Source organism: Pseudomonas sp. Pseusp15 (assembly GCF_059492165.1).
Genome location: NZ_CP168523.1, coordinates 1,877,076 through 1,887,413, shown reverse-complemented (window position 1 = coordinate 1,887,413; position 10,338 = coordinate 1,877,076). Strand labels below are relative to the sequence as shown.

General features: G+C 59.4%; 11 protein-coding genes and 1 pseudogene. 4 read left to right on the top strand and 8 right to left on the bottom strand.

What is annotated here, in order from left to right; genetic code table 11:
• Positions 1 to 154: 154 nt before the first annotated feature.
• A complete protein-coding gene (tpx, locus tag ACEN8R_RS08600; RefSeq protein WP_018926141.1) occupies positions 155 to 655 on the bottom strand; it encodes a thiol peroxidase in 501 nt (166 codons plus the stop codon).
• Positions 656 to 804: 149 nt separating this feature from the next.
• Positions 805 to 1,101 (bottom strand): annotated as a pseudogene (locus ACEN8R_RS08595) (SRPBCC family protein); the annotation flags it as partial.
• A 181-nt stretch (positions 1,102 to 1,282) separates the two neighbouring features.
• On the opposite strand from ACEN8R_RS08595, the gene ACEN8R_RS08590 reads away from it, so the two are divergent.
• Entirely contained in the window at positions 1,283 to 1,708 is a 426-nt protein-coding gene (locus ACEN8R_RS08590) for a YciI family protein (RefSeq protein ID WP_019579276.1), read from the top strand.
• 455 nt (positions 1,709 to 2,163) lie between these two features.
• On the opposite strand, the gene ACEN8R_RS08585 is transcribed toward ACEN8R_RS08590, so the two are convergent.
• The 4 genes from ACEN8R_RS08585 to ACEN8R_RS08570 form a co-directional block, all read right to left on the bottom strand.
• The gene (locus ACEN8R_RS08585) at positions 2,164 to 2,835 is read right to left on the bottom strand and encodes a DUF3313 domain-containing protein (protein ID WP_019650018.1); all 672 of its coding nucleotides are present in this window, start codon (positions 2,833 to 2,835) and stop codon (positions 2,164 to 2,166) included.
• A 120-nt stretch (positions 2,836 to 2,955) separates the two neighbouring features.
• On the bottom strand, positions 2,956 to 3,924 hold the full coding sequence (locus tag ACEN8R_RS08580; protein ID WP_495624759.1) for a hypothetical protein: 969 nt from the start codon (positions 3,922 to 3,924) through the stop codon (positions 2,956 to 2,958).
• An 86-nt stretch (positions 3,925 to 4,010) separates the two neighbouring features.
• Complete coding sequence (locus ACEN8R_RS08575) at positions 4,011 to 4,505, bottom strand: DUF934 domain-containing protein (protein ID WP_018926147.1); 495 nt, start codon at positions 4,503 to 4,505, stop codon at positions 4,011 to 4,013.
• A complete protein-coding gene (locus tag ACEN8R_RS08570) occupies positions 4,502 to 6,175 on the bottom strand; it encodes a nitrite/sulfite reductase (RefSeq protein WP_495624758.1) in 1,674 nt (557 codons plus the stop codon). Before ACEN8R_RS08570 ends, ACEN8R_RS08575 begins: the two co-directional genes overlap by 4 nt.
• Positions 6,176 to 6,439: 264 nt before the next feature.
• On the opposite strand from ACEN8R_RS08570, the gene ccoN reads away from it, so the two are divergent.
• Together ccoN and ACEN8R_RS08560 are read left to right on the top strand one after the other, a co-directional pair.
• The gene (ccoN, locus tag ACEN8R_RS08565) at positions 6,440 to 7,867 is read left to right on the top strand and encodes a cytochrome-c oxidase, cbb3-type subunit I (protein WP_026286424.1); all 1,428 of its coding nucleotides are present in this window, start codon (positions 6,440 to 6,442) and stop codon (positions 7,865 to 7,867) included.
• 15 nt (positions 7,868 to 7,882) lie between these two features.
• On the top strand, positions 7,883 to 8,104 hold the full coding sequence (locus tag ACEN8R_RS08560; protein WP_018926150.1) for a hypothetical protein: 222 nt from the start codon (positions 7,883 to 7,885) through the stop codon (positions 8,102 to 8,104).
• A 121-nt stretch (positions 8,105 to 8,225) separates the two neighbouring features.
• On the opposite strand, the gene ACEN8R_RS08555 is transcribed toward ACEN8R_RS08560, so the two are convergent.
• Positions 8,226 to 8,720 carry a hypothetical protein gene (locus ACEN8R_RS08555; protein ID WP_064618184.1) on the bottom strand — a complete coding sequence of 165 codons (495 nt, stop codon included), beginning with the start codon at positions 8,718 to 8,720 and terminating at the stop codon, positions 8,226 to 8,228.
• A 70-nt stretch (positions 8,721 to 8,790) separates the two neighbouring features.
• Entirely contained in the window at positions 8,791 to 9,567 is a 777-nt protein-coding gene (locus tag ACEN8R_RS08550; protein ID WP_018926152.1) for a helix-turn-helix domain-containing protein, read from the bottom strand.
• Between the two features lie 77 nt (positions 9,568 to 9,644).
• Here ACEN8R_RS08550 and ACEN8R_RS08545 point away from each other — a divergent pair, with 77 nt between their 5' ends.
• Positions 9,645 to 10,337, top strand: a complete 693-nt coding sequence (locus ACEN8R_RS08545; protein WP_018926153.1) for an aspartate/glutamate racemase family protein — start codon at positions 9,645 to 9,647, stop codon at positions 10,335 to 10,337.
• Position 10,338 lies beyond the last annotated feature (1 nt).

Sequence of the window (10,338 nt, the reverse complement as noted above, 5' to 3'; positions counted from 1 at the left end):
CTTTTTTCTACGGGAGGCTGAACGATAAGCACTGGCGGGTATTAAGCAAAGCGCCTTTACCGGCAATTTACCTTTGGCTTACGTAACAGGAAGTTAGGACACAAATGAAAACGGCCTGGACAGGGCCAGGCCGTTAACAATTGTAAAACTTTGCTTACTTCAGAACGGCGAGCGCTGCGTCGTAGTTCGGTTCTTCAGCGATTTCCTTGACCAGTTCGCTGTGCAGGACCTTGTCGTTTTCGTCCAGAACCACGACGGCACGGGCGGTCAGGCCTTTGAGTGGACCATCGGCGATGGCCACGCCGTAGTTTTCCTTGAACTCGGCACCGCGCAGGGTCGACAGGTTCTGTACGTTTTCCAGGCCTTCGGCGCCGCAGAAGCGGGCTTGGGCGAACGGCAGGTCAGCCGAGATGCACAGCACCACGGTGTTGGCCACGTCATTGGCCTGGGCATTGAACTTGCGCACGGAGGTGGCGCAGGTCGGGGTGTCGACGCTTGGGAAGATGTTCAACACTTTACGCTTGCCGGCGAAGCTCGCCAGGGTCACGTCGGACAGATTGCCGGCAACCAGGGAAAAGGCTGGCGCCTGGGAACCGGCTTGTGGCAGTTGGCCGTTGACTTGAACCGGGTTGCCTTTAAGAGTGACTTGAGCCATGAACGGAGTCCTTCTGAACGTTGATGTAGAGAATTTTGACGAGGCCGAAGTTAACCACGAAATGAGCCGGGGACCTATGCAAAAACACAAATTGTCATGAGTGGCGGGAGAGGCAAACCTGCAATTCCACAGGGCTGGATGCACGTGCACTACCCAAGTAACTGCAGCATATTGCGGTGCCGCGCCGCGAAAATCCGCCGCATGCAGGCATTCACCAGCAGCCCTTCAGTCAAGGCACCGCCAATCGCCGCATAGGTCACGCGGTCGGTGTACAGCGTACCGCCCTCTCCCGCCGCCACCCGATGCTCATGACGAAAGGCACGCAACGGCCCCTTGAGCATTTCATCGATGAAATGCGTATCGCCGACCTCCCGGATCACCACCGTCCAGTTCGACGGGATCATGTTGAACATCCAGTGCCTGAAGCGGAACTGGAGGGCACCTTCCGTTGGTCGTTGGATGGGTCTCACAGGAATATTTGATCGCGAGGAGGATGTCGAAAATACATCTGTTCCCTACAACATCGACTAAAACGAAAAGGACAATTTTTGTTTAGGTGCGTTGTCGATTCAAGTCACGCCCATTCGACTATGCAATGAATCACTCAACTTCAACGGAGACAAGACCATGCGATTCATGATCATTGTAAAAGCCAGCCCCGATTCCGAGGCCGGCGTGATGCCCAGCGAAGAACTGATGACCGCAATGGGCAATTACAACGAGGAACTGGCCAAGGCCGGCATCCTCATCGACTGCGATGGCCTGCAGCCCAGCAGTAAAGGTGCCCGTGTGCGCTTCTCGGGAGATAAACGCACAGTGATCGACGGCCCGTTCGCCGAAACCAAAGAGCTGATCGCCGGCTACTGGCTGTGGCAGGTGAAGTCGAAAGAGGAAGCGATCGAGTGGGTCAAGCGCTGCCCCAATCCGATGCCGGGTACAGAGGCCGAGATCGAGATTCGCCAGGTGTTCGAGGCCGAAGATTTCGGTGCAGAGTTCACCCCGGAACTGCGTGAACAGGAAGAGCGCGTGCGGGCACAGGCGAAGAAGCACTGAAGCACACCTACGCGCGACTCAGCATTCAACAGTGATGTTGACTGACAATCCTTCTTCGCGAGCAAGCCCATGCCCACAGGAGATTGTGGTTGGCAAATCAGCCAAGGCTCATTCAATACCTGTGGGAGCGCGGCTTGCCCGCGAATGGACCTTCAATTCAACAAGCAAACCCGTTGACGCGACAACCACCTGCTAGAGTAAAAAAAGCCTTCATGCAGGCCAGACCGAATGTCATCTTCGGAAAATGAGGAAACGTCTATGAAAGGTTTGCTTCGCGTTGCGGGATTCAGCCTGATGGCGCTTTTCGCAAGTTGTGGTGTCGGTGCCCAGACAATGCAAAGTCATGCGGCGCCGGTTGCGCTCACTGTCATACCGGCCGACATCCCGGGGGAATAGCCAAGGGGATTGATCGTTCCCATGCCTGGGAACGATCTTGCGCGAACAATAAACCCGCGTTACTTGGACTTGAATTTTACAAACGACTGATTCATGTCCGAAGCCCAGCCATCGATCACGTTTTTCACGTCATCGGCTTTCATCACCTGAGCTTCGTTTTCCAGCGGTTTGCCGGTGCCCTTGCGCACCACCTGGGCGATGACTTTGTTGGTGCCGCCGTCGAGAAACACCGCTTCGGTGGCCAGATCGGTTTGCTGATCGCGAGCACCGCTGGCGGTGGTGACGGCCGCTGCCACCAGGGCGATCGGGATCACTTCATATGGCTTGAGGCTTTCGGTCTTGCTGCTGACGGCGGTGATCGCCGCACGTACCACGATCACGCCTGGGCCGGGGCCGCTGGCCAGTGGCAGGGATTTACCCAGTTCGCGCTTGAGCGCTTGATCGTAGTAGCTGGTGATGCCGTTCAACGTGGTCTGAGGGATTTTCGCTGTCGGTTGCGGTTTGGGATAGAGCTGAGTCGGCTCGATGTAGGCACTGGTGTATTTGTTGACGTTGAGCTTGGGATCGACCCAGCGCATCACCACGGCGCCCGATGGCGACTTGGCTTCCTTGAGCTGGCTGTAGTCCTTGAGAAAGCCGGAGTACTGGTCTGGCTCGACGACTTTGCTGGCGCAACCCGCCACCCCGAGAGAGGCGATGCACAGTGTGCTCATCATTAACGCAAGCTTCATGCTTTAACTCCTGTCAGAAGGACGGCAACGGTATTGCCTACGAGAGTTACAGGTATAGCTAATGCCCGGCGTTTTTGTATCGAAAATCACAATTTTCAGCTCTCGCCACGGTCGCGGCAATCACCACGAAGACCCGCTTTTCGCTGCCAACTCCCGCCGGCTATTGGCCCGCATCGCCTTGATCAACGATACCGTGCCCACCAGGATGATCACCGCGCCGAACAGGAAGTCGATGGTGTACAACTGGAAATCGTTCAACGGCCCCACCAGGAACACCCGGATCGCGCCAATACTCACCAGCGTCGCGAGAAAGTCGATACCCGGCTCGTCGCGATAGAACACGTGCAGCAGCGGCAGGCACATCACCAGCAACAACAGCAACACAATCACCTTGAACGAGCCCTTGCGCTCGACGCTGAACGCGCATTCGTTGGCGCCGTAGGGCTTGTAGTCCTGCTCGCTGATCAGCGAATTTTTCTCGTTGATGTACTCGACACGGTTGTACTTCTGGATCGGCGTAAAGGTGTTGGACATCTGCATGCTGGTGGTGACGTTTTTGAAGCGCAGGTCGACGCGCTCGTTACCCTTGAGGTAGTACAACACCGGTTTGTAACCGTAGCGGTAGGTGTCGAACGGAAAGTCGGTCGCACGCCCCTGGACGTCGATGGGCCGGGACTCAAGTTCGGCGTAGACACTTTTGTTGACCGAAGACAGGTTACGGCTCAGGGGTTTGATCTTGACCTGTTCCATGAAAATCGGCGCAACGCCGTAGGACCACTGTAGCGGCTCCATGCGCAGCCGCAGTTCGTTGCGGCCCAGGTCGTAGCGATCAAAGGTTCGCTCGGAAACGACAACCGCCCCCGAGAGCATGAACTCGCCGCGAACGTTGTTGGTGATGCGCAGCGACAGTTGATCCTTGCCCTGCCCGCCGCTATCGCTGGCCGGCGGCGTGCCGCACCAGGCGTAGCTGTCGAACGCATCCCCGAGCTGGCCGTTACGGTTCTCTTTGAACACATAAAAATAACTGCCCCACAGGGCCGCCATCAGCAACAGCGCTATCAACCCTAAAATCTTCTTGCCCGCGCCCAAACCAGACTCCTTTCTTCACCAACTCCTTATGAGACGCGGACTCTATCAAAATGCCATCATTGGCCCAAGCAAAAGATTTCGATGCCCTACCGCCGCCGAAACAACGGCCGCGGCTCGATCACCGAACGCCCATACAACACGCTCATCCCCGCCAGTCCCTTCAGCGCATCTTCGGCAGACTTGTCTTCACGCACGGCAAAGCTGTCGAAACCGCATTGGCGCATGTGGCTGAGTTGATCGCGCAGCACATCGCCAATCGCGCGCAATTCGCCTTGCCATCCGAATCGCGTGCGCAACAGATAGGCCTGGCTGTAGGCACGTCCGTCGCGAAAACTCGGGAAGTCCAGGGCAATCAGCGGCAGGTCGGGGAACCACGGAATCAGATTTGTCACTTCGTCGTCAGGACCGAGCCAGACACCTTCGAGCGCGGTTGTGGTGTCGGCGTTAAGGGCCAGCCACTGGGGTAACGGCAGGATCAGCGGCCCGGCCGGCGGTTCACCGGTCGTTTCACGAATCAACTGCCACGGGTCATCGCGCACCCACTCGGCACCGCCCTCTCGCAAACGCAGCAGATTGTTCATGCCGACACCTCCAGCACCTTTGGATAAACCCGTTCCTTGAATGGCTCCAGACCGATGCGCGCCAGGGTATCGACGAACAGTTCTTCGCTCTCGCGGTAGCGCACGAACGTGCCGATGATCCGTTCAATCACATCGGGCACTTCGGCGGCACTGAAGGACGGGCCGATGACCTTGCCCAACGCGCTGTCCTTGCCCTGGGCGCCGCCGAGGGTGATCTGGTACCACTCGCTGCCGTTCTTGTCGACGCCAAGGATGCCGATGTTGCCGATGTGGTGATGGCCGCAGGCGTTCATGCAGCCGGAGATGTTCAGGCTGATGTCGCCCAGGTCATGCAGGTAGTCCAGATCGTCGAAACGTGCCTGAATCGCTTGCGCGATGGGGATCGACTTGGCGTTGGCCAGGGCGCAGAAGTCGCCGCCAGGGCAAGCGATGATGTCAGTCAGCAAGCCGATGTTGGCACTCCCCAGGCCTTGCTCGCAGGCCAGGCACCACAGCGCGTAAAGGTCTGCCTTGGGCACGTCCGGCAGGACGATGTTCTGTTCATGGGCGATGCGGATTTCGCCGAAACCGAACTGCTCGGACCATTGCGCCACCGCTTCCATTTGCTCGGCCGTGACATCCCCCGGCGGCGCGGCGATACCCGGCTTGGTCGACAGCACCACACTGGCGTAACCCGGCACCTTGTGCGGCTGAACGTTGCGCGCCACCCAACGGGCGAACGCCGGGTGCTCGGCCAGGCGCGTGCCGAAGTCCAGGTCGGTGCCGGCCAGTGAACGGTAATCGGGTGGCACAAAGGCGCTGGCGACACGCTCATACTCGACGTCGGTCAACTGCGCCGGGCCGTCCTTGAGGTGTTGCCACTCCTCCTCCACTTCCTTGGCGAACGCTTCGATCCCCAGGGCCTTGACCAGAATCTTGATCCGCGCCTTGTACTTGTTATCGCGCCGTCCGTGGCGGTTGTAGACCCGCAGCACCGCCTCGACATAAGACAGCAAATGCTGCCACGGCAAGCCTTCGCGAATCTGCAGACCGAGAATCGGCGTACGCCCCAACCCGCCGCCAACGATCACCCGCAAGAGCATTTGCCCGCTGTCGTCGCAATAAAGATAAAGACCGATGTCATGCATCATGATCGCCGCGCGGTCCTGTTTCGCCGAACAGATGGCGATCTTGAACTTGCGCGGCAGGAACAGGAATTCCGGGTTGATGGTCGACCATTGCCGCAGGATCTCCGCCAGCGGACGCGGGTCCATCAGCTCGTCCGCCGCAACGCCGGCGAAGGCTTCGGTGGTGATGTTGCGCACGCAGTTGCCGGAGGTCTGGATCGCGTGCATTTCCACTTGGGCCAGGCGTTCGAGGATGTCCGGGACCTGGGCCAGTTCGATCCAGTTGAACTGCATGTTTTGCCGGGTGGTGAAGTGGCCGTAACCACGATCGTAGTCCCGGGCAATGCTCGCCAGGGTGCGCATCTGCTGTGCGCCGAGGGTGCCGTAAGGAATCGCCACGCGCAGCATGTAGGCGTGTTTTTGCATATACAGGCCATTCTGCAAACGCAGGGGCAGGAACTCTTCTTCGCTCAATTCGCCGGCCATGAAACGTTCGACCTGATCGCGAAACTGCGCAACACGCTCGAACACCAGGGCCCGGTCATAGTCATCGTATTGATACATGTGGCTACCTCATCAGGATTGATCGGGCTCTGCGGCTCGCTCTCGAGGTAGCGACTATGAACCTGCGGCACAGCACGTTACAGATTCAGCTAAACACTAAAAAACCGTATCAGGACGCGACTGATGGCCGCAGGCGTGCCCCGTATCTGATCCGTATAAATGAAAGTTTCCTGAGACTGTTTTGTTTCCGGCAGGGTTTCTACAGTTCATCGCATGCCAGACCGGGTGGCCTGGCAAGACTTTGCAACCGTGGAAGAACTGACCATGAGCACAGCAACAATCGGACTGGCCTATAACTACAAGGTCGTCCGCCAATTCGTCGTGGCAACCGTGGTATGGGGCGTCGTCGGGATGGCGATGGGGGTATGGATCGCCTCGCAACTGGTATGGCCCGAGATGAACCTCGACCTGCCGTGGACCACCTTCGGCCGCTTGCGCCCGCTGCACACCAGCCTGGTGATTTTCGGCTTTGCCGGCAGTGCGCAATTCGCCGCCAGTTACTACGCCGTGCAGCGCACCTGCCAGGTTCGGCTGTTCTCGGACAAACTCGCTGCATTCACCTTCTGGGGCTGGCAATCGGTGATCGTGGTGATGCTGATCAGCCTGCCGCTGGGCTACACGACCACCAAGGAATACGCCGAGATCGAGTTCTCCGGCGCGGTGTGGATGACGGTGGTCTGGCTCGCCTATGCCATCGTGTTCTTCACCACCGTGGTGCGCCGCAAGACCAAGCATATCTACGTCGGCAACTGGTTCTTCGGCGCGTTCATCGTGGTGATCGCCATGCTGCACGTGGTCAATCACCTGTCGATTCCGGTGGACTGGTTCAAGTCGTATCCGGTGTACTCCGGGGCCACCGACGCCATGGTGCAGTGGTGGTACGGGCACAACGCGGTGGGCTTTTTCCTCACCACCGGGTTCCTCGGGATGATGTATTACTTCGTGCCGAAACAGGTGGGTCGGCCGGTGTATTCCTATCGCTTGTCGATCGTGCACTTCTGGGCGCTGATCACCCTGTACATCTGGGCCGGTCCCCACCACCTGCACTACACCGCACTGCCGGACTGGGCGCAGTCCCTGGGCATGGCGATGTCGCTGATTCTGCTGGCGCCGAGCTGGGGCGGCATGATCAACGGCATGATGACGCTGTCGGGGGCCTGGCATAAGTTGCGTACCGACCCGATCCTGCGCTTCCTCGTGCTGTCCCTGGCCTTCTACGGCATGTCGACTTTCGAAGGGCCGATGATGGCGATCAAGACGGTCAATGCCCTCTCCCACTACACCGACTGGACCATCGGCCACGTGCACGCCGGCGCCCTCGGTTGGGTGGCGATGATCACCTTCGGCGCGATCTATCACATGGTTCCGAAAGTCTTCGGCCGCACGCAAATGCACAGCGTGCCGCTGATCAACCTGCACTTCTGGCTGGCGACCATCGGCACCGTGCTGTACATCGCCTCGATGTGGGTCAACGGCATCACCCAGGGCTTGATGTGGCGCGCAATCAACGACGACGGCACGCTGACCTACTCGTTCGTCGAGGCGTTGCAGGCCAGTCATCCGGGCTTCATCGTGCGGTTTGTCGGCGGGGTGTTCTTCCTCAGCGGCATGCTGCTGATGGCGTATAACGTGTGGCGTACGGTGCGGGTTGCGGATGTGAAGATGGCCGAACTTGAAGCGCAGTATGCCTGAGGCAAGGAGCCTGACATGATCGAAATGGCATTGAATCTATTGGGCGTGCTGGGGCTTTGGCTGGCGATCGAATACTGCTTGAAACAGCAGACGACCGAGAGCCTGGACGATGCCAGCCTGATTCCGTTTGCCGATGACCCCGAGGTGGCGCGGCGGGTGGAATTGGCTACCGGCAAGACAGTGAAAGCGGTAGCGCCGCAAGAGTTGAAACCTGGCTGGGGCAACCTAGAAGTTTGATGATCGTTGCTGATCGTTCCCACGCTCTGCGTGGGAATGCCTCAACGGACGCTCCGCGTTCCAATGGGACGCAGAGCGTCCCGGCTGCATTCCCACGCGGAGCATGGGAACGATCATCGCGTCAGTTGCGCTCGCGGGGAATCAGGCTCTGCAGTTGCTGCGCCAAAAAGTTTGCATCGAAGGCAAACGTGTCCGGGTCTTTCAGGCCGTTGGTCTTGCGCCATTGCCAGGCGCTGGACGGTGGCAGGCACACCAGCGAAATACTGCCATAGCGCGCCGCGGTCAACCCCATCACGGCAAGGGAAATCTGCCCACCAACGCCCATCACGTCCGGCACAAACTCCACCGGTTTGCCGGCGATAACGACGCTCAGTTTCTCGGTCTTGAACGTCGACGTCTCCACCGGCACACTCGGCCCGGATGCGACATACGCCTCGCGGCTCACTTCCAGCAGGTTCGGTGCCAGGACCGGTGCCAGCCACTGCTGGATCTGATCGAACAACTCCCCGATGCGCGTCGCCCACACGGCCGATTGCGCTTCAAACAGTTGCTTCTTGTGCGCTTCGCTTTCTGCGTAGTGGCGAAGCATCTCGCCCAGTTGCTGTACGTCGTCCATTGCGGTGTTCCTTTGGTTGAAGCGGTGCTGCGGACTTTGAGCATGGCAGATGCGCGCTGCCGGCGTACGACTAAAAGCGCGAGCGGTACTGGCTGGGGGTCATGGCCAGGTATTTGCGAAAGGCACTGCCCATGTGGGACTGATGGGCGAAGCCGACATCCAGAGCGATGCTGGCCAAGGGCAGAGCCGTGCGCTCGATCAGCCTGCGTGCGGCCTGAAGCCGCACTTCAATGAGGTAGGCGTGAGGCGTCAGGCCAATAGCCTGGGTGAAATCGCGCAGAAAGCGCAGTTCGTTGTGCCCATAGGTGACAGCCAATTGTTCCAGCGTCAGGGGGTGCTGGAACTGCTCGACGATCTGTTCCATGACTCGGGCAAAGGCCTTGGGCGTGGCACGCTGCGTTGTATCGGTTATCGAACCCGCGACGCCAACCAGCGCCACGGCACATTGCTCAAGCGCCAGCAGGTCGGGCTGCGTGGCGAGCAACTGACGACGAATCTCACGTGCGATGGTCAGCGCACGTCGATTGCCGCAAGACTGCACACGGTGGGCGACACTGGGTAATTGTTCGCTGGCGAACTGTTCGTCCAGCCGCATCAGCAGATACTCGCCACCGCTGGCCGATTCGGAAAACACCTCCACGCCGACCGGCGTGTACGCCAATACGCCCGGCCAGGTATCGAAATCCGTCCGCCGGTCAGAATCGATCGCATGCACGCCCTGCTGACGTTCAAGCGTCACCCCGAGGGTTTGTGACTGCGCCGGATCCCGCGCGCTGTACGGCGCACGGGGCAAAAGTTGCAGGCAGAGTCTGCCGCCCAACAGGTTCTCGCTCAGCACACCGGGCATGTGAAATTTCCTGATAGATCGGAACAAGGATCCACTGGACACTCTCCCCAAGGATTTGCCATTCACAGGAGCACGACATGCGCACTATCGGCCTTATCGGCGGCATGAGCTGGGAGTCCAGCGCCGAGTATTACCGTCTTATCAACCAGCAGGTACGCGACCGCCTCGGGCCGTTGCGTTCGGCGAAATTGCTAATGTACAGCGTCGACTTCGGCCCTGTCGAACAGGCCCAGCATGCCGGGCGCTGGGACGATGCGGCGGCGATTCTGGTGGATGCCGCGCGACGCCTGGAGGCTGGCGGCGCTGACTGCGTGGTGCTGTGTACCAACACCATGCACAAGGTGGCCGGGCAGATTCAGTCTGCGATTGATATTCCGTTCCTGCACATTGCCGACCCGGCCGCTCAGGCGGCGCTGGACGCCGGTGCGCTGCGGGTGGGCCTGCTCGGTACTGCATTCACCATGGAGCAGGACTTTCTCAAGGCGCGTCTGACGGCCAAGGGCCTGACGGTGCTGGTGCCGGAGGCCGAAGAACGTCAGGCGGTACACCGGATCATCTATGACGAGTTGTGCGTCGGGGTCATCAGCGAGGCGTCGCGCCAAACCTATCAACGGGTGATCGAAGCGCTGACCGAACGCGGCGCCCAGGCGATCATCCTCGGCTGTACCGAGATCGGCCTGCTGATCAAATCCGAGCACAGCGCCCTGCCCTTGTTCGACACCACCGAACTGCATGCGCAGGCGGCGGTGGCGTTTGCGTTGGGCGACTGAC

What these genes read in the sequence shown, in the direction of transcription:
- tpx (WP_018926141.1), bottom strand. Translation starts at nt 655, where the DNA reads ATGGCTCAAGTCACTCTTAAAGGCAACCCGGTTCAAGTCAACGGCCAA.
- ACEN8R_RS08590 (WP_019579276.1), top strand. Translation starts at nt 1,283, where the DNA reads ATGCGATTCATGATCATTGTAAAAGCCAGCCCCGATTCCGAGGCCGGC.
- ACEN8R_RS08585 (WP_019650018.1), bottom strand. Translation starts at nt 2,835, where the DNA reads ATGAAGCTTGCGTTAATGATGAGCACACTGTGCATCGCCTCTCTCGGG.
- ACEN8R_RS08575 (WP_018926147.1), bottom strand. Translation starts at nt 4,505, where the DNA reads ATGAACAATCTGCTGCGTTTGCGAGAGGGCGGTGCCGAGTGGGTGCGC.
- ACEN8R_RS08570 (WP_495624758.1), bottom strand. Translation starts at nt 6,175, where the DNA reads ATGTATCAATACGATGACTATGACCGGGCCCTGGTGTTCGAGCGTGTT.
- ccoN (WP_026286424.1), top strand. Translation starts at nt 6,440, where the DNA reads ATGAGCACAGCAACAATCGGACTGGCCTATAACTACAAGGTCGTCCGC.
- ACEN8R_RS08560 (WP_018926150.1), top strand. Translation starts at nt 7,883, where the DNA reads ATGATCGAAATGGCATTGAATCTATTGGGCGTGCTGGGGCTTTGGCTG.
- ACEN8R_RS08555 (WP_064618184.1), bottom strand. Translation starts at nt 8,720, where the DNA reads ATGGACGACGTACAGCAACTGGGCGAGATGCTTCGCCACTACGCAGAA.
- ACEN8R_RS08550 (WP_018926152.1), bottom strand. Translation starts at nt 9,567, where the DNA reads ATGCCCGGTGTGCTGAGCGAGAACCTGTTGGGCGGCAGACTCTGCCTG.
- ACEN8R_RS08545 (WP_018926153.1), top strand. Translation starts at nt 9,645, where the DNA reads ATGCGCACTATCGGCCTTATCGGCGGCATGAGCTGGGAGTCCAGCGCC.